This is a genomic window from Rhizobium anhuiense (assembly GCF_003985145.1).
In the GTDB taxonomy this organism is placed as follows: Bacteria; Pseudomonadota; Alphaproteobacteria; order Rhizobiales; family Rhizobiaceae; genus Rhizobium; species Rhizobium anhuiense.
Genome location: NZ_ML133522.1, coordinates 69,568 through 92,683 on the forward strand (window position 1 = coordinate 69,568; position 23,116 = coordinate 92,683).

Genomic DNA, 23,116 nt, shown 5'->3' on the forward strand with positions numbered 1-23,116 from the left:
CGCATGCGTGCCCTAATGGTTGGAAAGGGCGGCCGCAGCCGCCCGTCGGTCACTGGATGACCTGGATGACCTTCCGGGAGGAAGGTTCGACGATCACACGCTGTTCGTTGACGATCGCGTATGCATATTTCGGATCGTCGGGAATTGGCGTCACCACGACGGTCTCCGGCAGAGGCTGCCCGACGACGACCTTCTCCTTCACAACGACGCGTTCGGCCGGAGCCGGAGCCTGCTGTACATAGGTCACCACCTTCTGCGGCGGCGGGTCGATGACGCTGCCCGCCACGCCGCCGACGATGCCGCCGACAGCAGCACCGACCGGGCCGCCGACAATCGCGCCCGTTGCAGCACCACCCGCCGCGCCTGTGACCGTCGATGACTGCGCAAAGGCAGATGTCGATGCCAACAGGACGCTGGCGGCAATTCCTACTGCTTTGATATTCATCCGTTTTCCTCCTTCAATGCGGTTGGTTCCGCTGGTGAGCCAAACCTGAAAATGGAGGAAGTGTTCCCGGGCTGGGACTTCATGCCGGGGCTGGCCCGGACTATGGTCCTAGAGCCTCCAGCCCGGCCGGACAGCGTCCGTCATTGCGTCGGGAATCGACTCAACATCCGATCCTGAACGTTCTCCGGGCCGACGATCATCGCTGCCAGCGAGATGGCTTTTTCCCGGGCTTCGGGTTTTGTTATATAGCCTTCGAGCAGCACGACAGGACCGAGCATCCTGATCTCGATGGCGCTGCTGTCGAGATCCGGATCGGCGGAAAGGGCTGCTTCGATTGTTGCGATGGTCGATGCCGAACTATGGCCTTGCGGACAGCGCTCTTCATGGCTGTGGTTTTCGGGGCCGAACTTCATATACTCCTCCTGTTCCGTCCCCTCCACGGACCTTACGTTGCCTCAAACCACTATATGAGCAGCGGGTCCTCAGGCCGCCAGTCCGACTTAGGTCCGGCTTTCCCTCGCTGCCATCCTGCCTAGATTCTCCTCATCCTTGTTGAAAGGACATCAGGGAGGTTCGGTCGTTGCAGCTGAACTCCAGTCAGAACCTCCCTGGTGAAGCATCAGGTGCCGATCGGCGCGAGATAAAAGGCGGTTATCCATGCAAAAGATCGGCATAGTGGATTGGCGCAGGAGCGAAGACTTCGCGCCTGTGATGCTTGTCATCGGCGGCAAGCCCAGGCTGGTTCGCTCTCTCCATGAGGTCGCCGACGCCCTTATTGCCGCCTGGCCGACAGACGACGGCAAGGAATATATCGCAGCCATAAAAACATGCCTGGATGCCATCCAGGGCAATATTCCGGCCACGGTAGCCCGCGCAGCACTCATTCACGCTGCGGAAGAAGCCGGAATTCGCGTCATCGCGGTCGTTCACTGAGATTTTTGCAAGCTCGTGCAGCGCATCAAGCCTTGATGATTGCGGTCAGCCCTCCGGGGGCGACGCAAACCGGCTCGCATCGAACAGGTCTATGGCGGCGACCGGAGTGATGTCCTGACCTGAGGTCGCGGCATCGACCTCACGATGAACCGTGCGGGGGGAAACGCGAGGCGCGTTCAATTCCATCACCTCGCCGGGAGAATGCAGCGCCCATTTCATCAGCGCCGCCTCGGACGTCGATTGAAAGAAACTTGCTTCTTCCCAGGAAGCGGTCATCGGCAGGGAGGCGATCATATCAGCGCCCTGCTTGGAGGCATGGTGTGCAACACGGAGAGGTTCGAAGCGCGCATAGCCCGGCAATGCAGGCGCAGGTCTCTCCGGAAGCACTTCAATTGGGCCGATCGATGCCGTCTCCAGTTTGTCATCCACATCAGCGTCGTGTTCGAGGGTGGCCGGCCGCATCGCCGGTATCGGAATCGGCAAAGATGAAACATCTGGAGCGGACTGTTTGTCATCCCGCTCGACTGCGCCGGTCTGCAGCGCCAGCGCACTCAATGCCCGGCTTTTGGGCGTGGGCAGAAGCGCCGTCACGAGGTTGTTATCTCCAGTATCGCCGCTCGGCCTGGTCGATGCGCCCACCTCTTCGTCTTCGCCAGCGGCACTGGCGATCTGGATCGAGGCGGGGCCGCCGCGCTTCTTGTAGTTCGCAACCGCCTGATTGTATCCAGGCAGCGGCCGGCCATCGGCAGGGAGATGCATCGTCTGCCCGTTCGGGAACAGTCGGGCGAGTTCCTGCCGGGACATGCGGGGCCAGGCCCTGACATTGCCGACGTCGAGATGCACGAAGGGCGATCCCGAGGTCGGATAATATCCGACGCCGCCGCCCTGCATCTGCATGGCCAGCGCCCGCAGCGTCGAAAGCTTCACGCCGGGAACGTAGAAATCCATCGCCTTGCCCAGCATATGCTGGCTCTTCTTGGCGACGCCCGTGCTGCGCGAGCGGTTGCGGAGCATGTTGTTGGTGGTGGGCGAACGATAGGCGGAGACGATATGGATATAGTCCTTGCCGCCGCTGCGCTTATACACCTCCCAGACCAGGTCGAGCAGCCGCGGATCCATCCGGGTCGGCTCGTTCCTTCGCCAGTCGCGCAGAAACCGATTGATCTGGGCAAGGCCTTTGGGATCGAACTTTCCGTCGCGCTTATAGGTGATCGTGGCCCGCTCGCCGGTATGGGTAAAGAACAGCTTCAGGGCCCGGTCTTCCGCCGAGGCAAAGGATGCCGAGCCGACAAGCGCCGGCAGCGCAAACAGAGCCGGCAGAATGGTCTTGGCGACCAACCGTTCCGCACGCGACAGTAGCGTGGCAATTCCGCCCAAGCCTGCGCCCGATAATCCTCGCACTGGATACTTTAACACGAACAATCCCGCCTACACCAAACACGCGACGATGTGCGGGAACCTCCGCATCCATCACGCCCAGTAAAGCCAGCTTATGGTCAACAAATCGCTAACAAGCGTAACCGGTGCTCCGCTCCTACACTGTCCTCGCCGCCCCAATCCGCCTTTCTATGGACGAGCAACGGGAGTTTTCTCCATAGCAGGCGCGATCTCTCACCCAACCGGATTATTGAAATCACCGGTCCGGTCTATAGTTGAGCAGGTTTCGGCGACCCCATGAGAAATAGTCGTCGATTGGGCTCGATCTTCGCGACGAACGCTCTTTTAAAGATCATGCCCGAAGCAAGCGGATGTGGCTGGTGTAAAGGAACCCTCATGGCTGGAGCAGCCTTGATCGGTCTGAGGCTCCATGTCATCGGATGATGTTTGAAGGTAACGGCATGCGCAAAACAATGGCAGTCGGCCTCGCCGCCTTGATCGCCATGTACTTTCTCGGCGGCATGAGCGCGAGACATGAGACATTTCCTTGGCCACAACTTTCCGCGATGAGGAAAATGGTTGGCGGAGAGAAGGCGACTGCTCCAAGCCGTTATACGTTCGACGACAAGGAACGACTCATCGGGGATGAATCAAAAACGCTTGTGAACTGCCCGGCTCAAACTGACCGAACGGCTGTCTTACTCATTCTTGGCCAATCGAACGCGGCCAACGACAGTGGACAACGGTACAAGTCAAATTATGGCGCTCGCGTTATAAACGCCTTTGACAAACGGTGCTTCATCGCCGCGTCGCCACTCCTTGGATCGACCGATACCAAGGGAGAGTATTGGACGCTTCTTGGCAACAATTTGATCGCATCGGGACAAAATGACAGCGTCATCCTCGCACCCCTCGCATATTCCGGATCTGAGGTCGCACGATGGGCGAAAGGCGGTGACCTCAATCCTATGCTGGTCGATACAATGAAACAGCTTCAGGATTCCGGTTATCGGATAACGAGCGTCCTCTGGATGCAAGGAGAGGCGGACCTCGTTATCGGCACCACTGCGGAGGCCTACCAGAACCGTTTCATGTCGATGGTTGACACATTGCGTCAGCACGGCGTCGAAGCACCGGTTTACATTTCGATCGCATCGAAATGCCTCGAACCGAGCAACGGCGGCTTCAAGGAGCATATTCCGGACAACGCGATAGTACGGGCGCAACTGGCCCTATCAAGAAGCGGCCCCGGTATCCGAGAGGGCGTCAATTCCGACGCGTTGCTCGATGGAGAAGACCGCTACGACGATTGCCATATCGGGGGCACAGGCGCGGAGAAACTGTCGCGGGCCTGGCTGAACCTTCTGCGCGGCGATGGCCGACTGGAAACCTCGCGATAATCTTCCCAGAACCGGTTTTCGCGCCTTAGCGAGCTTCAGCTTCGGGCTCTGAAAGCTGAACAAACTCTATGTCCTCAGAAGTTTGGACTATTCTCGTGGCCCTCCAACTCAGGGCACCCCCTGATGTTGCCGAAACCGATCGTTCGCCGGTCGCCGGATTCATCCAGACCTCTGAGCACGATGATATTCTCATCCTGCTGTATAATCTCGCTACGATAGATACCGGCCCGAATCGCCCGGTTTTTCGCTTGGCTTATATTGCATTGCCCGGGCGGCGGAGTGACATGCCAGTATCTCGTACCTTGCCCATCCGAATGCCATCCGCCGGAAGCAGCGAATCCCGACAGACTGGATAGCAGTATGCCAGATGCCAATATCACGCTGCCTAAAACCAGTTTCATGTCATCTCCGTAAGCCGCGGCAGGGCTTGTCTTCGTTCTGCTTGTTCTGTTTTTCAACGGACAACCGGGTGTCCCATGACGTCGCAGCCACATTAAGTGGCTCGCGCTAACACTGTGCTAACGCCGGTTTCGGCGGCAATTTGCGGATATTGGCACGGGTTGCGCCGGCATTGCTCGCCGAGGATCAAAAAGGAGCCCCGCCGAAACGCGGCTATTTGTGGAAAGGACGGACCGCACAGGAAGGAAGGGAAGCGGACAACCCCAGTTATGGGGCGCCTGTGCGATCCTTGTGCTCTAACAGTAGATAGCCGGAAAAGTTCCTTAAGGTTCCTGACCAATGAATGGCTCCGAACCGGCAGGAGAGGGCGGATCGCGAAGATTGCAAGGGGTGTGCTGCTGGAGACAGGAGACTCCTCTGCGCGATCCGCTCCGAGCCAAGTAACACTTTTGTATGACAACAGTTCCGGTGCAATTCTGCACGGTAATAGTATTGTCGACGTCAAGAGACCTGCTAATGCCAAAAAAGGACCCCGCTTCTGAGCGGGGCTAAGGTTGAGGTGGGCCGAACAGCTAAATGTCGTGTGGCTGTTGTATAACAAATCTCCGCACGGCCCGAAGGTATTACGATCAACGGAGCAAATTGTTCCGCGCCGACAGATTTTTTTAATCAGTCGCACCATTCGTTCCGCCGCTTCGCGCTCCACGTCTTGGCGAAGCCATCCTTTAGCAGTTTCTTGTCGACTTCCGGCCGTGCGGTCGGTCGCGAAGTGCCTCTAGCAGCCGCAGGGTCGTTACATCGATCCCATGGTATTCGCGGACGGCTAGGACTACCGACTGCGCATCCTGCCACCAAGGGAGATCAGCCGGGACCAATGCCAGTCGGCCGATCATGGCACCCTCTGGCGTAACGAGCACCGGACGGGCGATACGCGGCGGCGCCTCCGATTGCTTCTCGCCGTCCATCGTCGCGGTAGAGCAACAGCGATCGTCCTTGATCGGGTTCCCGTGCGGTCCAGGCTAATAGCCTCCCCGGGGGCATGGGGGCGCCCTTGCGATTGATCGTTATCCGAAGAGAGCACGGCGAAGATGCCGTTGACGCGAGACCGGACGTCGGGCGCCGCCCTATTGCCCGCCCAGTTTCCAACTGTCCCCAGACGGACAGGCTACGCCGTTGAAGCGCGTCATGCCGTCGAGCGATTGCCGACTGGTTACAAAACCGCGACATCCGTCCGGCCCATCGTTACTGGCATCGATCTGTTCGATAACGCCCGCGCTGCCCGTCGATGGGTTGGCCCAAGCAAGCGCAGTCGCACCGACGGCACCGCGACCGACCGTATCTGCGATCACCGCTTGATCGGTCAAAGGCGTCTGGTGCTGGATTGCTGACTGGGCGAGGGGAGTCTCAAGCGGCTCGATATGAGAGCACGCCGCCAAGGCTGCGATGCTCATTGCCGAGATGAAGTGCTTTGGAGTCATCGCTCGGATAAAGCGCTTTGCCTGTTGTGTTTCAAGTTACGAATAGTTCACATTCTGGCGAGGTCTGAAGAAAACGAGGTCGCGTTTCAACCGTTCGCTACGATTACCGTGATGACCAAGTCTCCGTTGCTCGCCCAAGCGACACCCAGTAGTCTCGCCGTCTCATCGACATATCGACAGTGGCACGCATCGATTCCATGGCAATTCTCTTCAAAACAACAATCAGCGAAAACACCGCATTCGAGATGATCGAACGGTCACTGTCAGGTGTTTACCAATATGACGGTTATCTCAATGTCGTTAGCGATGCGGGCGAGACGGCATTGTCTTGGGGTCCGGCAATGCATGCCGAAGAGTTCAAGGCAGAAGTCAGCCAAATCCTGCGGCAGACTTGGGATGCTGCCCGCTTCTGGGTCATTTATGAGCGCCGCGAAGACCGGAAGGATCCAGAAGGGACTGACATCCGTAACGCGGCTTTCCGCCTGACGCGCGGATACAGCGGCGTTATCGTTGTCACGCTCAGCCTCCTTGGGAAGCGTGACAGCGCCAACGACCTGGAACTCGTCTTCGTCTGCTTCGAGCAGGATTTTCACAGGAGGAATTTTCGCGTGCGCTACGAGGGTAAGCCGATACCAGACCCGGACTGATGTTGCGCGAGGACGTGGTGTTCACGCGCGCGACCCGTTCTACGTTCGATTTGAAGGCGAGGGCAAGGCACGAGAACTGGCGACCATCGCTTCGCTCATCGAGACCGGCAAACTCAATGCCGTCGATCCGGAGACCTATCTCACCGCCACGCTCACTGCCATAGATGAGCTATTGCCGTGGAAGGAAATCACAGGCTTCGACTTTGACGACGGCCCGCTTAAGATGTGTTGGAACTGGCAACACCATCGCACGCAGGATGCTCCGACAGAGTACCTATGCCCATGATCAATCGGGAGGTTGGCCGCCCGCGAACCGTCTGTGCCGAGGGGTAAGGGGGATTCCCGGAAACGAGTTTGAAAAGGGTGCTCCGGATCAGGGGCAGACACCCTTTTCGTGCTGAGTTTTGCAATCTCAGCGGAACGGAAGTTAGCAGAGAGATTGCTGTCTACCATCGGACCGAAGTCCGACTCACTCGCAATAATTCGTCGATGTCAGCAGCCGAGGTGACACCATCAGTCAATGCGTCCCTTGATGCGTCTGCCTATATGACCGCCACGCTCACTGCTGCCGTCAACGGCCACAAGCAGAGCCGAATCGTGGAGCTCCTACCGTAGAATTATCCGGTGGAGTAACGCATATCAAAACCGCAGTCGCGATCGATCCGAAGCGGACGTTGTATCTACGTTCACCGAAGCTGCACTACTAGATCACCAATGGACGTGGCAGGCACGTGTTGCTCCGTTTTTCCGTTACGCACGCTGAAGTGAGCCAGACGCGGATGGTTCGGCGATGCGGCGAAGTGGGCGTTTCCGAATCCTGTCTGCAGCGAACTCCGGCAGGCGTTCCAGGAGGGAAGGGATGATGCAGATCGCCCAACCCGGAATGTACAATGTCACGTATTCACCGCCGCGGATAGGCGTTCATGACAAGGCAATCTTTGAGTTGCGTAGTGCCTCTACGTCAGGGTTGTGGCGGACGCTTCGAGGATCAACGTGCTTACAAAAATCAGGCGCAGGAAGGATTGCGCAGGGCCTACATCCATGCTCTCGCATCCGAGGCGCGCGTGCCCGCCTGTTGAAGTGGAGGGTGAGCTGTCTTCTCGTCGGCCATCGACCCTCAAACAGGTGAAAACGGTAAGGGGGCGAAGCTTATGGCTATGAGTCAGCCTTCAAAACGGTGGCGCACCCGACAGGATTCGAACCTGTGACCTTTGGAATCGGAATCCAACACTCTATCCAGCTGAGCTACGGGTGCATGCCGAAGGCGGTTTGAATCGCCTGTCCGATGGGTGGTTCTTAGCCTAGCTTGCGGCTGGCTTCAATCGCGAAATTCTCGGAAATACCGATGCTTGCAGTTTGACGGGTGTTTTTATCCGTCAGCCCCAGGGAACGCCACATAAAAAAACTCCGCCGTCCTTGCGGGCGGCGGAGCGTGATTGTTGTGGACTGTCGCCTTATGGCGGTCAGATCTGCATGGCGCCGGGGCCGGGAATGGCCTTTGGCGGCACCTTGCCGAGGATGATCATGCCGAGGACCTCGTCCTTGGTCACATCCTCGGTGCGGGCGTGGCCCACCACCTGGCCGTTCTTCATCACCGAGACGCGGTCGGCGAGGTCGAAGACGTCGTGGATGTCGTGGCTGATGAGGAAGATACCGATGCCTTCCTTCTTCAACTGCTTGATCAGTTCGCCGACCTGCGCCGTCTCCTGGGGCCCGAGTGCCGCCGTCGGCTCGTCCATGATCAGGATGCGGGCGTTGAAGAGGATGGCGCGCGCAATTGCCACCGATTGCCGCTGGCCGCCCGAAAGCGCCTTCACCGGTTCCTTGAAGCGCTTGAAGTTGGGGTTGAGCCGCCCCATCACCTCGCGGGCCGAGGCCTCCATCGCCACGTCGTCGAGCGTGCCCCAGCGGGTCTTCAGCTCGCGGCCGAGATAGAGGTTGGCGGCGGCGTCGACATTGTCGGCGACGGCGAGCGTCTGGTAGATCGTCTCGATCCCGTATTTCTTGGCATCGCGCGGATTGCGGATGTCGGCCGGCTCGCCGTTGATCAGGATCTCGCCGCCATCACGCTTGTAGGCGCCGGAGAGGATCTTGATGAGCGTCGACTTGCCGGCGCCGTTATGGCCGAGCAGGGCGACCACTTCGCCGGGGTAGAGATCGACCGAGGCATTGTCCACGGCGTGAATGCCGCCGAAGGCGATCGAGATGTTTTTCAGTTCCACGAGGGGAGTGCGTTGATCAGCCATATCCAGGGCTCCTCTCACTTGGCACGGGCGCGGTAGACGGTGTCGAGCCAGACCGCCACGACAAGGACGGTGCCGACGACGACGCTCTGCAGCGGCGTGTCGACATGCGCGAGCACCATGCCCGACTGCAGCGACTGCATGACGAGCGCGCCGAGCATGGCGCCGGCGATGGTGCCGGTGCCGCCTGCCAGCGACGTTCCGCCGATGACGGCGGCGGCGATGGTGTAGAGCTCGTCGAGCGTGCCCTGCGAGTTCGTTGCGGCGTTGAGGCGGGCGGTGGAAATCGCCGCTGCGATAGCGGCCAGAACGCCCATCAGCGCGAAGATCCTCACGGTGACCCAGCGGGTCTTGATGCCGGCGAGTTCCGCCGCTTCGGGGTTGCCGCCGATCGCGAAGACATAGCGGCCGAAGCGAAGGCGTGTCGCGATGAAGGTCATGATGATGCCGACGACGATGGCGATCAGCACCGGCACGGCGATGCCGTATGGAATATCCAGGCCGGTCTCGGGCCAGGGAATATTGTTGGTCTCGGCATATTTCTTGGCGATGTTGATTGGCCAGTAATAGCTGTTGGCGATTGAGACCGCGCCGAGGATGAGCACGCAGCTCAGGATGGCGAGGAAATATTCAGCCCACATCGGCCGGCGCGGAAAGCCGAAGCGACGGCGCTGCCGGCGCGAGCCGACGATGCTGGCGATGACGAAGAGGCAGGCGCCGATACCGACGACCCAGCTCCAGGTGGCGCCGATCGAGCCTTCGGCGCCGCCGCCCATGATGCGGAAGGTCTGGTCCATCGGCGCAACCGTCTGGCCGCTGGTGACGAGCCAGGTCGCGCCGCGCCAGACGAGCAGGCCGCCGAGGGTGACGATGAAGGAGGGAACGTTGAGGAAGGCGATGATGATGCCCTGGAAGGCGCCGATCAGGAAGCCGGCTGCAATGCCGATCAGCAGCGTGATCGCCCAGGTGAAGGGGCTGTCGAAGCCGATATATTCCGGCAGGATCTTGGCCTGGGTGACACCCATGATCATGCCGCAGAGGCCGAGCACGGAACCGACCGAGAGGTCGATGTTGCGTGTGACGATGATCAGCACCATGCCCGTCGTCATGATGGCGATGTCGGTCGTCTGAACCGAGAGGTTCCAGAGATTGCGCGGGGTCAGGAACAGGCCGCCGGTGATGATGTGGAAACCGATCCAGATGATGATGAGCGCGCCGATCATGCCGAGCAGGCGTGTGTCGATCTCGGTCGCGCGGAAGAAGCGGGTCACCGGATTGGCTTCCGCCGTTCGCGGCCCGCTTGATGTTGTGGATTTTACCATTTCGGCCATGGGTTTGCCGTTCCCCCACTGTGTTTGGACGGACGCGCCGGCGTGCCCGAATCTGCCATCGGCGTCATGCGTCTGTTCTTCAACTAACCATCGCGATGCTTGCGGAAACCGGTCGCGTGGCGTCGCGACACCCTTCCGGCAGGGAATGAAAACCCGCGATGGTGCGGCGAGGCGGAGAAAACTTCGTCGTTGGAATTCTCATCCGCGTCCGGCGCCGCAGCGATGTTGCGCTGCGGCGCCGGCAATTTCAATTACAGCCGCGGCTTACTTGCAGGCAGCGACGGTGTCGGCCTTGACGCCCTGGCAGGCTTCCGCCTTGGAGATCCAGCCGGCGTCGATGACGACGTTCAGGTTGTCCTTGGTGATCGCCAGCGGCTTCAGGAAGACCGACTGCATTTCAACACCCTTCGGGCCGCCCTTGAAAGCCTGGGCGCCGTCGATCTTGCTCATGTCCTTGCCGCCGGCGAGGTCGAGAGCGATTTCTGCGGCGCGCTTGCCGAGTTCCCGGCTGTCCTTCCAGACGGAAACCGTCTGCGTGCCGAGAGCGATGCGGTTCAGCGCCGCCTTGTCACCGTCCTGGCCGGAAACCGGAACGGAGCCGGCAAGACCCTGGGCGTCGAGCGCTGCGATCGCGCCGCCGGCCGTGCCGTCGTTCGAAGCGACGACGGCGTCAACCTTGTTGTTGTTGGCGGTCAGGAACTGCTCCATGTTGCGCTGGGCGTTCTCCGGCAGCCAGCCATCGGTATAGGCTTCGCCGACATTCTTGATCTTGCCGGCATCGATCGCGGCCTTCAGCACTTCCTGTTGGCCCGAGAACAGGAAGTCGGCGTTCGGGTCGGAAGACGAGCCCTTGATGAAGACGTAGTTGCCTTCCGGCTTGGCCTTGAAGACGCCTTCAGCCTGCAGGCGGCCGACTTCCTTGTTGTCGAAGGTGATGTAGAAGGCAGCCGGGTTTTCGATCAGGCGGTCGTAGCCGACGACCGGAATGCCTTCAGCAGCGGCCTTTTCGATGGCCGGGCCGATTGCGTCGGAGTCCTGAGCGAGGATGATCAGCGCGTTGGCGCCCTGCGAAATCAGCGATTCGACGTCGGTGAGCTGCTTTGCGGCAGAAGACTGCGCGTCAGCGGAAATATACTTGGCGCCCTTGGCTTCGAGAGCCTTCTTGATGGCGGCTTCGTCCGTCTTCCAGCGCTCTTCCTGGAAATTCGACCAGGAAACACCAACGACGAGATCGGCAGCCATGGCAGCGGTATGTACGGAAACGAGGATGGCAGCACCGGCCATCAATTTGAAAATAGACTTCATAATGTCCTCCCGAGTGAGTTGCGGCCGGCCCAGCCCATGCTTCCTCCGGCCACCGCGAAAAAGCCTGTCGGGAAAGATTTGGATTTTTTTCTCGACAGTCGAGAAATTTAGTGTCAGAGATTTTTTCAACTGTCAACACTGCACTACCGGCTTAATTCGCTTGCGCAACAGCGACCGGAGATGCAGTGGAAACCACGGGAAGAGCAAGCAGGAGGAGAGGGCGGCATTCATGCTGACCAAGTCGAGCACGGAGCTGGTCCGGCAGAGAAACAGCGTGCTCGTGCTGTCCGTGCTGCGCCGCCACGGCGCGCTCGCCCATACCGAAATATCCGATTCCACCGGGCTTTCCTCAGCCACCATCTCGGCGATCACCGCTGACCTGGAAAAAGCCCAGATCATCGAGAAATCCGAGCAGCAGCCGGCAAGCGGGCGTGGCCGGCCGCGCGTGCTTTTGCGCCAGCGGCGCGATTGCGGCTATCTCATCGTCGTCATCATCTCCTCGGATGCGGTGCAATATTCGCTTGTGGATTATGCCGGCAAGCTGATCGACCGCTTCAGCGAGGAGCGTTCGCACGATCCGGCGGGTGCCGTGCGCTTCGTCGCAGCAGTACGCGCCGGGCTTTCGCGCCTTCTCGATCGTTCGAAGATTACGCAGGAAAAGGTGCTGCTGATCTCGATCAGCAGCAAGGGGCTGGTCAACTCCACCGAGCCGGTTCTTCTGTGGTCACCGATCTTCGGCAGCGACCAGATCGATTTCGAATCGGCACTCCGGCCGGAATGGCAGGCCAAGGTGATCCTCGACAACGAGACGCTGCTGGTCGCCGCAGCGCTCGGCGCGCGTGAGGAGAATATGAAGGGCGCCGATTTCCGCTCGCTCGCCGCCCTTTCGCTCGGCCACAGCATCGGGCTCGGCATCGTCAGGCGCGGCAACCAGACGGGCCAGGAGATCTCGGCCCCCAATTTCGGGCACATGCTGCATATGGCCAATGGCGGCCTCTGCCGCTGCGGCACACGCGGCTGCATCGAGGCCTATGCCGGTTTTTACGCCATCCTGCGCAGCGCCTTCGAAGTGCCGCTCGATACCATCCCGGCCAAATTCGTGCCGGTTGCGGAACTCGACAAGATCGCCGCCAAGGCGCGCCAGGGTCACCGCATCTCCGCCTTCGCTTTCCGTCAGGCAGGGCTGGCGCTCGGCAACGGCCTGTCGCGCATGCTGAGCCTGACCGAGCGCATGCCGATCGCCATCACTGGCCCGGGCACACGTTATTACGACCTGCTGCGCCAGGGGATCGAAGAGGGCCTCGGGCAATCGCATGTCGTGCGCATGGAGGGCATGCCCGAAATCAGGGTGGTCCCCGAAGAACAGATCCTCGTCTTCGAAGGCCATCTAAACCGGGCGCTATCGGTGATCGATCAGGATATCGTACTCTCGGGCGTACAGAGCGCGGAATGAGGGCGCGTTGCTGAAATGCATGGGGAGCAGGTGTCCTCTCTCCGACATAGAGTCAAACGCCACCAAACGCGAAATGGCCGGGCAAATGCCCGGCCATCTCATGCATGGCTTCCGGTCGGGAGAGGGCCGTCAGCCGATCTTGATGAGCTTGCCTTCCTTGACGGACTGAACCGCGGCATCGGCGAGCGCCAGCGCTGCGAGGCCATCGGCGCCAGACGGCGAGATCTTCGAACCCTTCTCGATCGCGGCGATGAAGGCTGCGATCTCGTTGGCATAGGCTTCGGTGTAGCGGGTCATGAAGAAGTCATGCAGCGGCGGGCGGGTGTAGCCGTCGCCGTTTGCCACCTCGATCGAAACAGGGCGCTGGTTTTCGGCCGCAGCCATGCCCTTTGCGCCATGCACTTCGATGCGCTGGTCATAGCCGTAGGTGGCGCGGCGGGAGTTGGAGATCACCGCCTGCTTGCCCGATTTCGTCTGCAGGATCACCGAGACGCTGTCAAAGTCGCCGGCTTCGCCGATCGCCTTGTCGACGAGTACGGCGGCAGTCGCCAGCACCGAGACCGGCTCTTCGCCGAGCAGGAAGCGGGCCATGTCGAAATCATGGATCGTCATGTCGCGGAAGATGCCGCCGGAGCGCTTGATATAATCGACCGGCGGGGCGCCGGGGTCGCGCGAGGTGATCGTCACCATCTCGACATCGCCGATCTTGCCGTCGTCGATGACCTTGCGCACTGCCATGAAATGCGGGTCGAAGCGGCGGTTGAAACCGACCATCAGCTTGGCGCCGGTCTCTTCCACCACCTTGATGCAGGCCTTGACGCGGGCGACGTCGAGATCGATCGGCTTTTCGCAGAAGATCGCCTTGCCGGCGCGGGCGAAGCGCTCGATCAGGTCGGCATGTGTATCCGTCGGCGTGCAGATGACGACGGCGTCGATATCCTTGGCGGCTTCGATCGCCTCGATGGTGCGGACTTCGCAGCCATAGGCGGAGGCGATCGCTTCGGCAGCCTGCGGAAAGGCGTCGGCGACCGCGACGAGCGTCGCATTGGCGTCGCCGCTGACGGCCTTTGCATGGACCTTGCCGATGCGGCCGGCGCCGAGAAGACCAAATCTCACTGTCATTCTAACCTCCCTTGAATTCGGAACAAATAAACCGAATTGCCAAAAATCTGGAATTTTCATTCCATCTTCTGCGGACCACGTCAAGCCCGCGGATCTTTCACATTTGCAAGATTCGAACCAGAGCCTTCCTCGTCGGATTGACGTCTTCCGCGAGTGCAGGTTTTGCCCGGGGCAAAGCCGATAGCCTCTGATCCTGGCGTAAAGATGCCCGGCCTTTCAGCCAAGAGAATACTTTAATCTGATCAGGAAAGGTTCTAGAGACAATCGCAGCACGGGCCGAAGGCAGTGCGACATATGCGACCGCGGGGCAGGAATGCAAATCATCGATCCGAACCATCCGGCATACCGTCATCTTTGGGTGCGTGTTGCCATTATTGCCGTCTGCTTCGGCTGGGCCGTGGTCGAATTCGTCACCGGCGATCCGTTCTGGGGCGTGCTCGCGGGCGGGGCAGGCGCCTATTCCTTCTATATATTGTTCTGGACCTTCAATCCGCAGCCGCCTGTCATCGAGCCGCCCGTGCAGCCCGACGCCGAGGACGAGGACGAGGACGAACCCGCGGCGACCGCTGAAAAACCTTCGAAGGACGGGCCCGCGGAATAGTCAGCGGCCGATTCGGCGCAGTGCTTCGTCGATCAGCAGGTTGGCCAGCATCATCCGCTTCGTCGCATTGTCGCGGAAGGGCAGCGCGACGCCATCGGGATGATTGGCCCGGGCGAAGGCGCGGCGCTTCTCGCGCAGTGTCAGCGGGGTATCGGCGGCGGAGATTGCCAGTTCGGCGGCAACCTCGTGCGGTGTCGTGCGGGCGAGATGATCCGGCATGGCGGGCTCGGCTGGAGGCGCAGCCGCCGGCTTTTCCACGACCCCGGCGCTAGCATCGAGATCCAGATGATCGAAATAGGCCTGGCCGACGCGCTGCGAGGCAGCCGAGACGCCCTCCATGACATCGAAGGCAAACCCGGTGCCGAGGCCGGAGACGCGATGGGCGGCCGGCGCATCGGCGCCTTCGGCCGTCTCGTCCTCCGCCTTCAGCCGCTCGAGGACTGATTGAAATACCGACTGCCCGAACAGCATCACGCCTTCCTTTCGAAGCAGGTATTAGAAGAGAGCAAGATGGCGCAGGGCTTGCGGGCTTGTCAGCCGGCGTGTCAGCCGGCCTGCTTGCGGCTCTCCTCGAGGATGATGTCGTAGAGCAGCCTTGCGCTCGGCGGCAGCGCCCGTTCCCTCGCCGTGATCATGCTGTAAGGCTTGACGTTGATGTCGAAATCGATCGGCAGCATGCGCACATCCGAGGCATTCGAGCTCTGGCTGGCCAGGAACTGGGCGACGTCGACGGCGACCGGAGCAATCGCATCGGTCTCGCAGATGATGGCGCAGGTCAGCAGCAGCGAAGAGGTGTTGACGATGTTCTCAGGCAGCGCCACGCCACGCGACAGGAAAACGTCCTCGATCGTGCGGCGCAGCAGCGTGCCCGGCGGCTGGAACACCCAGTCATAATCCCGGACGTCGGAAAGGCTGCTCACCTTCTGCTTCATCAGCGGGTGGCGGTCGCGCACGATCAGGCAAGCCCGCTCGATGCCGATCTCCGTCACCTCGAAGAGGCGCGGGTTGAGATCGTCGGGGATGCGGCCGATGATGAAGTCGTGGCGGGCGGCGAGCAGCTCGCGGGCAAGCACGTTGCTCGTCTCCACCTGGATGTTGATCTCGATGCCGGGATAGGCCTTGCGCACCTTGTTGATCGCCGGCACGACGAGGCTCATGGCCGGCGCCGTCACCGAACCGATGAAGACCGAGCCGCCCTTGCCGCTTTTCAACTCGCCGATCTCGCGGCTCGCCTCGCGCAGCTCCAGAAGGATCTTCCGGGCCCTGCGCGCCAGCGCTGCGCCGAAGGTTGTCAGCACCACGCCGCGGGCCACGCGCTCATAGAGCGATGTCTTGGTGATTGATTCCATTTCCGACAACATGCGCGACGCGGCGGGCTGCGAGATGTTCAGGACTTCCGCAGCTGCGGAAATCTGTCCACTATCTTCGATTGCGACGATCATCCGCAGGTGATTCAGCTTAAGTCCTGCACGTAGAAGGCTGTCATCGTCGAAATTATCACTGTGGATATCGACGTAGTCCATCGAAAATGGCTCGGAAACAATCGTCATGGTTGCAGCCTCCTCGCTGCGCTCCATCAAAAGTAATACTTTTTAACGATATACCAAAATTGTTATGCACGTTAGCACTTATTCTATTTGACAGTTATAGGAATCCATACCAGTTTGCCGCCGTGTGCTGGTTGGCACTCAACACGTGTGAGATCGTGGAGGAGACCTACTTCGTTTCTCACCATCTGAAGTAACTATCCAATACGGAACCTGCCACAGTTTCGGGGCGGGCGATTTTTCGTCCGCTGCTCTATTAACAAGGGAGAGAGAAATGAAATCCATTATCTCATTGATGGCTGCGGCTGCCTTCGGCGTCGCTTCGTTCGTTGCACCGGCGCTCGCCGCGGACAAGGGCACTGTCGGTATCGCGATGCCGACCAAGGCTTCGGCCCGCTGGATCGACGACGGCAACAACATCGTCAAGCAGCTCCAGGCTGCCGGTTACGGCACTGACCTGCAGTATGGCGACGACGATATTCCGAACCAGCTTTCGCAGATCGAAAACATGGTGACCAAGGGCGTCAAGGTCCTCGTCATCGCTTCGATCGACGGCACGACGCTTTCCGACGTTCTCCAGAAGGCACACGACGCCGGTATCAAGGTCATCGCTTATGACCGTCTGATCCGCGATTCGGGCAACGTCGACTACTACGCAACGTTCGACAACTTCCAGGTCGGCGTTCTGCAGGCTGGCTCCATCGTTGACGGCCTCGGCCTCAAGGATGGCAAGGGGCCGTTCAACATCGAACTCTTCGGCGGTTCGCCGGACGATAACAACGCCTTCTTCTTCTATGATGGCGCAATGTCCGTCCTCCAGCCCTACATCGACAGCGGCAAGCTCGTCGTGAAGTCCGGCCAGACCGGCATGGACAAGGTCGGCACGCTGCGTTGGGATCCGGCAACGGCCCAGGCCCGCATGGACAACCTGCTCTCGGCTAACTACACCGATGCCAAGGTCGATGCCGTCCTGTCTCCCTATGACGGTCTGTCGATCGGTATCATTTCCTCGCTGAAGGGCGTTGGTTACGGTACTGCGGCCCAGCCGCTGCCGATCGTCACCGGTCAGGACGCTGAAATCCCGTCGGTCAAGTCGATCATTGCTGGCGAACAGCATTCGACGATCTTCAAGGACACCCGCGAACTCGCCAAGGTCACCGTTGCCATGGTCGATGCCGTGATGTCCGGCAAGGAGCCTGAAGTCAACGACACGAAGACCTACGATAACGGCGTCAAGGTCGTTCCGTCCTATCTGCTGAAGCCGGTTGCCGTCGACAAAACCAACTACAAGCAGATCCTCGTCGACAGCGGTTACTACACCGAAGACAAGCTGAAGTAACTTGAGCAGGAGGCCGGAGCCCGCGCTTGCGGGTTCCGGCCTTCGATTTTATGATTACCCGGCCATTTACGGCTGGGGGCGCTGGAACTTTGACTATGGACAATACCATCCTCGAGATGCGGAGCATCACCAAGACGTTCCCGGGCGTCAAGGCGCTGGAGAACGTGAACCTCAAGGTTCGCCAGGGTGAGATCCACGCATTGGTGGGCGAAAACGGGGCCGGCAAATCGACCCTGATGAAAGTACTATCAGGCGTCTATCCCACCGGAAGCTATGACGGCGACATCGTCTATGAAGGCGAGACGCGCAACTTCAAGGCCCTGAGGGACTCCGAAGAAATCGGCATCGTCATCATCCACCAGGAACTGGCGCTCGTGCCGTTGCTGTCGATCGGCGAAAACATCTTCCTCGGCAACGAGAACGCCAAGAGCGGCGTCATCAGCTGGGACGAGACGTTCAACCGTACCAAGCAGCTGCTCAAGAAGGTCGGCCTGCAGGAGTCTCCGAACACGCTGGTGACCGACATCGGCGTCGGCAAGCAGCAGCTCGTGGAGATCGCCAAGGCGCTGTCGAAGAGCGTGAAGCTGCTTATCCTCGACGAGCCGACGGCCTCGCTCAACGAAAGCGATTCCGACGCTCTGCTCAACCTGCTGATGGAGTTCCGCAAGCAGGGCATCACCTCGATCATCATTTCCCATAAGCTGAACGAGATCCGCAAGGTCGCCGACCAGATCACCGTCCTGCGCGACGGCATGACCGTCAAGACGCTCGACTGTCACGCGGACGAAATCAGCGAAGACATCATCATCCGCAACATGGTCGGCCGCGATCTCGAAGACCGCTATCCGCCGCGTTCGGTGCCGATCGGCGAAACCATTCTCGAAGTGAAGAACTGGAACGCCTATCACCAGCAGCACCGCGACCGTCAGGTTCTGCACAATATCAACATCACCGTCCGGAAGGGCGAGGTCGTCGGCATCGCCGGCCTGATGGGGGCAGGGCGCACCGAATTCGCCATGAGCCTGTTTGGCAAGGCCTATGGCCACAAGATCTCGGGCGAGGCGCTGATGCACGGCAAGCCGGTCGACGTCAGCACCGTGCGCAGGGCGATCGACGCGGGTCTCGCTTACGTTACCGAAGACCGCAAGCAACTCGGCCTCGTGCTCAACGACACGATCCTGCACAATACGACGCTCGTCAATTTGAAGGCGGTGTCGAATGCGTCCGTCATCGACAGCGTCAAGGAATCGCGGGTTGCGACCGACTATCGCTCGAAGCTGCGCATCCGCTCCTCCAGCATCTTCCAGGAGACGGTCAATCTTTCCGGCGGCAACCAGCAAAAGGTGGTGCTGTCGAAATGGCTGTTCTCCAATCCCGATGTTTTGATCCTCGACGAGCCGACGCGCGGCATCGATGTTGGCGCAAAATACGAAATCTATACTATCATCAACCAGCTTGCCGCCGATGGAAAGGGCGTTCTGATGATCTCGTCGGAAATGCCCGAACTGCTTGGCACTTGTGACCGCATCTACGTGATGAACGAAGGACGCATCGTCGCTGAACTGCCGAAGGGAGAAGCAAGCCAGGAAACCATCATGCGCGCTATCATGCGCTCAGGGGAGAAGAAGCAATGACACCGATCAATCAACCCATCGCTGAGCAGGGGCGTGTCGTCTCCATCGGAGACTATGTTCGCGGCAACATCCGCGAATATGGCATGTTCATCGCGCTCATCGCGATCATGGTGTTCTTCCAGTTCTCGACCGGTGGCGTTCTCTTCAGGCCGCTCAACCTGACCAATATCATTCTGCAGAACTCCTTCATCGTCATCATGGCGCTCGGCATGCTGCTGGTCATCGTCGCCGGCCATATCGATCTTTCGGTCGGATCGGTCGTCGGCTTTATCGGCGCTATCGCCGGCGTGATGACGGTGCAATGGCACACGAATTATGTCCTGGCGGGTATCGTATGTCTTGCCATGGGCGCGCTTGTCGGCGGCATCCAGGGCTATTTCGTCGCTTATCACAAAATCCCGTCCTTCATCGTCACGCTGGCCGGCATGCTGGTCTTCCGCGGCCTGACGCTGTTCGTGATGACGGCATCGGGGACCGGCACCAGCATCGGTCCTTTCCCGCCGGCCTTCCAGCTGATCAGCATCGGCTTCCTGCCAAACGCTTTCGATATGGGCGGCATCAACTCGACCTCGATCATCCTCACCGTCGTCGGCGCCGTCGCCCTCTTCTATCTGGCATGGCGCAAGCGTCTGTCGAACGAGAAGCATGGCAACGACGTTGAGCCGCTCGGCTTCTTCCTTGCCCAGAACGCCCTCGTCACGCTCGCCATTCTGGCGCTCGGCTATCAGCTGTCGATCTATCGCGGCTTCCCGAACGTGCTGATGGTCATGCTGGTCCTGGTTGCTGCCTATGCCTTCATTACCCGCCGCACGACGATCGGTCGCCGCATCTACGCCATGGGCGGCAATGAGAAGGCGACGAAGCTTTCCGGTATCAACACCGAGCGGCTGACCTTCCTGACCTTTGCCAATATGGGTCTGCTCGCCGGACTGGCTGGTCTGATCGTTGCCCTGCGTCTCAACTCGGCGACGGCCAAGGGCGGCTTCGGTCTTGAACTCGACGTGATCGCCGCCTGCTTCATCGGTGGCGCATCCGCCCAGGGCGGCGTCGGCAAGGTGACCGGCGCTGTCATCGGCGCGCTGATCATGGGCATCATGAACAACGGCATGTCGATCCACGGTCTCGGCACCGACTCGCAGCAGATGGTCAAGGGCGCCGTGCTCCTCGCCGCCGTGTTCTTCGACGTCTATAATAAGAACAAGGGCTGACCGCTTCCGAAGCGCCAGCCAGGCATTCGCAGTCATATGAATGATGGATTCCGGCTCCTGATGGAGCCGGACAGGCGGAGCTTTTTCCTGTCTTCGCCGAAACGAGAAGGATCGAAGACGTGCTTATTTCCCAGATCAAAGGTGCCAACGGAGAGATCGTCGTCGCCGTGCGTGAGCCGGGCGGCGCTGCAAAGTCGGTCAACAATGCCGGCAGCGTCTATGCGCTGGCGATGGAAGCCGCAGACGGCGGCAAGTCGCTTGCCTCAGTCATCGAGGCCCATGGCTACGGCGCTGCCGTCGATCTTGAAAAGGCCTATGCGGAGGGCCGCTTCCTTCCGCCGATCACCCATCCCGATGCCGCCCACCTGCATCTGACCGGCACCGGCCTGACGCATCTGGGATCGGCGGCAACGCGCGATTCCATGCACAAGAAAACCACCGAAGCCGCCGAGGAAACCCTGACGGACTCGATGAAGATGTTCAAGATGGGGCTGGAGAACGGCAAGCCGAAGGCCGGCGAGAAGGGCGTGCAGCCCGAATGGTTCTACAAGGGCAACGGCTATGGCACGGCAGCCCCCGGCGCCCCGCTGATCTCGCCGTCCTTCGCGCTCGACGGCGGCGAAGAGCCTGAAATGGCTGGCATTTACGTGATTTCCAAGGACGGCTCGCCGTTCCGCATCGGCTTTGCGCTGTCGAACGAGTTTTCGGACCACGTCACCGAGCGGATCAACTATCTCTATCTGGCCCACTCCAAACTGCGCCCGGCCGCCTATGGTCCGGAAATCCGCATCGGCGCCGCCCCGGACGATATTCGCGGCACCTCGCGCATCAAGCGCGGCGACAAGGTGATCTTCGAAAAGCCGTTCCTCTCCGGTGAGGCGAACATGTCGCACACCTTCGCCAATCTCGAATATCACCATTTCAAATACGGCCTCTTCCGTGTGCCGGGCGATGTTCATGTCCATATGTTCGGCACGGCGACCCTTTCCTTTGCCGATGGCGTCAAGACCGAAGAGGGCGACATCTTCGAGATCGAAGTCGCCGAATTCGGCCTGCCGCTCCGCAATCCGCTTGCAGTGGCCGCCGAGGAAGAGATCGCCGTCCGGCAGCTCTGATTTCAAGACCTGGCCGCATCCGGCGGCCGGATCATGCTCGTAAACGGTAAAGGAGGCTTGTTAAGCCCATGACCATTTATCAAAACCTGATCGCCGGCGAATGGGTCGGCTCGAACGCGACGAAGAATATCAATCCGTCGGACACGAACGAAGTCGTCGGCCTCTATGCCGACGGCAGCGCTGAAGACACCAGAAACGCCATTGCCGCCGCCAAGGCCGCTTTCCCGGCCTGGTCGCGTTCCGGCATCTGGGAACGCCACGTCATCCTGAAGAAGACCGGCGACGAGATCATGGCGCGGAAGGACGAACTCGGCGCGCTGCTCGCCCGCGAGGAAGGCAAAACGCTGCCGGAAGCCACCGGTGAAGTGATCCGCGCCTCGCAGATTTTCGAATTCTTCGCCGGCGAAGCGCTGCGGCTGGCTGGCGAGGTCCTCCCCTCGGTTCGCCCGAACATCGGCGTCGAGATCACCCGCGAGGCGCTTGGCGTCATCGGCATCATCACGCCGTGGAATTTCCCGATCGCCATCCCCGCCTGGAAGATCGCGCCGGCACTCTGCTACGGCAACACCATCGTCTTCAAGCCGGCCGAACTGGTGCCCGCCTGTTCCTGGGCGATTGTCGATATCCTCAACCGCGCCGGCCTGCCGAAGGGCGTCTTGAACCTCGTCATGGGCAAGGGCTCGGTCGTCGGTCAGGCCATGCTCGAAAGCCCCGACGTTCACGGCATCACCTTTACCGGTTCCACCGGCACCGGCCGGCGTGTCGCCGCCGCCTCCATCGAGCATAACCGCAAGTTCCAGCTGGAAATGGGCGGCAAGAACCCGATGGTCGTGCTCGACGATGCCGACCTCAACGTCGCCGTCGAGGCCGCCGCCAATTCCGGCTTCTTCTCCACCGGCCAGCGCTGCACGGCGTCGTCGCGCCTGATCGTCACCGAGGGCATTCACGACAAGTTCGTCGCAGCGCTCACCGACAAGCTGAAGACGCTGGTCGTCGACAACGCGCTGAAGGCCGGCACCCATATCGGTCCGGTCGTCGATGAGCGGCAGCTGAAGACCGATACCGACTATATCGAGATCGGCAAGTCGGAAGGCGCCAAACTCGCCTTCGGCGGCGAGGTCATCTCGCGCGACACGCCCGGCTTCTATCTGCAGCCGACGCTGTTTACCGAAGCGACCAACCAGATGCGGATTTCGCGCGAGGAGATCTTCGGGCCTGTGGTCTCGGTGATCCGGGCGAAGGATTACGACGAGGCGCTTGCCATCGCCAACGACACGCCGTTCGGCCTTTCGGCCGGCATCGCCACGACCAGCCTGAAACATGCGACGCACTTCAAGCGCAATTCCGAGGCCGGCATGGTGATGGTCAACCTGCCGACGGCAGGCGTCGATTTCCACGTTCCCTTCGGCGGCCGCAAAGGTTCGTCCTATGGCCCGCGCGAGCAGGGCAAATACGCCGCCGAATTCTACACAACCGTCAAGACCGCCTACACGCTGGCTTGAAACAAAGGCGATGTCCCGGACCGTACGAGGCGGTCCG

The 23,116-nt window shown here is 60.3% G+C and carries 21 protein-coding genes, 1 tRNA gene and 1 pseudogene; 11 read left to right on the plus strand and 12 right to left on the minus strand.

Features of this window, described 5'->3' with window-relative positions:
• Positions 1-49: 49 nt before the first annotated feature.
• On the minus strand, positions 50-445 hold the full coding sequence (locus EEQ99_RS06405; RefSeq protein WP_063474446.1) for a DUF1236 domain-containing protein: 396 nt from the start codon (positions 443-445) through the stop codon (positions 50-52).
• Between the two features lie 140 nt (positions 446-585).
• A complete protein-coding gene (locus EEQ99_RS06410; protein ID WP_063474447.1) occupies positions 586-858 on the minus strand; it encodes a BON domain-containing protein in 273 nt (90 codons plus the stop codon).
• A 244-nt stretch (positions 859-1,102) separates the two neighbouring features.
• Here EEQ99_RS06410 and EEQ99_RS06415 point away from each other — a divergent pair, with 244 nt between their 5' ends.
• Complete coding sequence (locus EEQ99_RS06415; RefSeq protein ID WP_047611492.1) at positions 1,103-1,378, plus strand: DUF982 domain-containing protein; 276 nt, start codon at positions 1,103-1,105, stop codon at positions 1,376-1,378.
• 45 nt (positions 1,379-1,423) lie between these two features.
• Here EEQ99_RS06415 and EEQ99_RS06420 read toward each other — a convergent pair whose 3' ends face one another.
• Entirely contained in the window at positions 1,424-2,800 is a 1,377-nt protein-coding gene (locus EEQ99_RS06420) for a peptidoglycan L,D-endopeptidase MepK (protein ID WP_127430162.1), read from the minus strand.
• 416 nt (positions 2,801-3,216) lie between these two features.
• Here EEQ99_RS06420 and EEQ99_RS06425 point away from each other — a divergent pair, with 416 nt between their 5' ends.
• On the plus strand, positions 3,217-4,155 hold the full coding sequence (locus EEQ99_RS06425; protein WP_127430163.1) for a sialate O-acetylesterase: 939 nt from the start codon (positions 3,217-3,219) through the stop codon (positions 4,153-4,155).
• Between the two features lie 74 nt (positions 4,156-4,229).
• On the opposite strand, the gene EEQ99_RS06430 is transcribed toward EEQ99_RS06425, so the two are convergent.
• Together EEQ99_RS06430 and EEQ99_RS06435 are read right to left on the minus strand one after the other, a co-directional pair.
• Positions 4,230-4,556 carry a hypothetical protein gene (locus tag EEQ99_RS06430; protein ID WP_047614374.1) on the minus strand — a complete coding sequence of 109 codons (327 nt, stop codon included), beginning with the start codon at positions 4,554-4,556 and terminating at the stop codon, positions 4,230-4,232.
• Positions 4,557-5,678: 1,122 nt separating this feature from the next.
• Positions 5,679-6,032, minus strand: a complete 354-nt coding sequence (locus EEQ99_RS06435; protein ID WP_047611481.1) for an RT0821/Lpp0805 family surface protein — start codon at positions 6,030-6,032, stop codon at positions 5,679-5,681.
• A gap of 197 nt (positions 6,033-6,229) precedes the next feature.
• Here EEQ99_RS06435 and EEQ99_RS06440 point away from each other — a divergent pair, with 197 nt between their 5' ends.
• Entirely contained in the window at positions 6,230-6,679 is a 450-nt protein-coding gene (locus EEQ99_RS06440; RefSeq protein ID WP_127430356.1) for a hypothetical protein, read from the plus strand.
• A 67-nt stretch (positions 6,680-6,746) separates the two neighbouring features.
• A pseudogene (locus EEQ99_RS35590) lies at positions 6,747-6,860 on the plus strand (transposase domain-containing protein); the annotation flags it as partial.
• A gap of 997 nt (positions 6,861-7,857) precedes the next feature.
• Here the strand turns inward: EEQ99_RS35590 and EEQ99_RS06455 are convergent.
• The 4 genes from EEQ99_RS06455 to xylF all read right to left on the minus strand — a co-directional run bounded on the left by EEQ99_RS06455 (position 7,858) and on the right by xylF (position 11,558).
• Positions 7,858-7,934: transfer RNA gene (locus EEQ99_RS06455), tRNA-Arg, on the minus strand.
• 208 nt (positions 7,935-8,142) lie between these two features.
• Positions 8,143-8,925 (minus strand): ATP-binding cassette domain-containing protein, encoded by a 783-nt coding sequence (locus EEQ99_RS06460; RefSeq protein ID WP_047611477.1) that lies wholly within the window; start codon positions 8,923-8,925, stop codon positions 8,143-8,145.
• Between the two features lie 14 nt (positions 8,926-8,939).
• Complete coding sequence (locus tag EEQ99_RS06465; protein WP_047611475.1) at positions 8,940-10,253, minus strand: sugar ABC transporter permease; 1,314 nt, start codon at positions 10,251-10,253, stop codon at positions 8,940-8,942.
• 264 nt (positions 10,254-10,517) lie between these two features.
• Positions 10,518-11,558, minus strand: a complete 1,041-nt coding sequence (gene xylF, locus EEQ99_RS06470) for a D-xylose ABC transporter substrate-binding protein (RefSeq protein ID WP_047614359.1) — start codon at positions 11,556-11,558, stop codon at positions 10,518-10,520.
• Positions 11,559-11,787: 229 nt separating this feature from the next.
• On the opposite strand from xylF, the gene EEQ99_RS06475 reads away from it, so the two are divergent.
• Positions 11,788-13,011 carry an ROK family transcriptional regulator gene (locus tag EEQ99_RS06475; protein WP_097542038.1) on the plus strand — a complete coding sequence of 408 codons (1,224 nt, stop codon included), beginning with the start codon at positions 11,788-11,790 and terminating at the stop codon, positions 13,009-13,011.
• Between the two features lie 129 nt (positions 13,012-13,140).
• Here EEQ99_RS06475 and iolG read toward each other — a convergent pair whose 3' ends face one another.
• Positions 13,141-14,133: an inositol 2-dehydrogenase gene (gene iolG / locus EEQ99_RS06480; protein WP_127430165.1), complete on the minus strand. Its 993-nt coding sequence runs from the start codon at positions 14,131-14,133 to the stop codon at positions 13,141-13,143.
• Positions 14,134-14,446: 313 nt separating this feature from the next.
• Between iolG and EEQ99_RS06485 the strand changes: the two genes are divergently transcribed.
• On the plus strand, positions 14,447-14,734 hold the full coding sequence (locus EEQ99_RS06485) for a hypothetical protein (RefSeq protein WP_127430166.1): 288 nt from the start codon (positions 14,447-14,449) through the stop codon (positions 14,732-14,734).
• On the opposite strand, the gene EEQ99_RS06490 is transcribed toward EEQ99_RS06485, so the two are convergent.
• Positions 14,735-15,205, minus strand: coding sequence for a hypothetical protein (locus EEQ99_RS06490; protein WP_127430167.1), 471 nt, complete (start codon positions 15,203-15,205; stop codon positions 14,735-14,737).
• A 74-nt stretch (positions 15,206-15,279) separates the two neighbouring features.
• Entirely contained in the window at positions 15,280-16,284 is a 1,005-nt protein-coding gene (locus EEQ99_RS06495; RefSeq protein WP_047611800.1) for a LysR family transcriptional regulator, read from the minus strand.
• Positions 16,285-16,555: 271 nt separating this feature from the next.
• Between EEQ99_RS06495 and chvE the strand changes: the two genes are divergently transcribed.
• The 5 genes from chvE to EEQ99_RS06520 all read left to right on the plus strand — a co-directional run bounded on the left by chvE (position 16,556) and on the right by EEQ99_RS06520 (position 23,079).
• Complete coding sequence (gene chvE / locus EEQ99_RS06500) at positions 16,556-17,620, plus strand: multiple monosaccharide ABC transporter substrate-binding protein (RefSeq protein WP_047611463.1); 1,065 nt, start codon at positions 16,556-16,558, stop codon at positions 17,618-17,620.
• 95 nt (positions 17,621-17,715) lie between these two features.
• Entirely contained in the window at positions 17,716-19,254 is a 1,539-nt protein-coding gene (gene mmsA / locus EEQ99_RS06505; RefSeq protein WP_047611458.1) for a multiple monosaccharide ABC transporter ATP-binding protein, read from the plus strand.
• Positions 19,251-20,462 carry a multiple monosaccharide ABC transporter permease gene (gene mmsB / locus EEQ99_RS06510; protein WP_047614346.1) on the plus strand — a complete coding sequence of 404 codons (1,212 nt, stop codon included), beginning with the start codon at positions 19,251-19,253 and terminating at the stop codon, positions 20,460-20,462. Before mmsA ends, mmsB begins: the two co-directional genes overlap by 4 nt.
• A 119-nt stretch (positions 20,463-20,581) precedes the next feature.
• A complete protein-coding gene (gene araD1, locus EEQ99_RS06515; RefSeq protein WP_063474460.1) occupies positions 20,582-21,577 on the plus strand; it encodes an AraD1 family protein in 996 nt (331 codons plus the stop codon).
• A 68-nt stretch (positions 21,578-21,645) separates the two neighbouring features.
• Complete coding sequence (locus EEQ99_RS06520) at positions 21,646-23,079, plus strand: aldehyde dehydrogenase family protein (RefSeq protein WP_047611439.1); 1,434 nt, start codon at positions 21,646-21,648, stop codon at positions 23,077-23,079.
• Positions 23,080-23,116 lie beyond the last annotated feature (37 nt).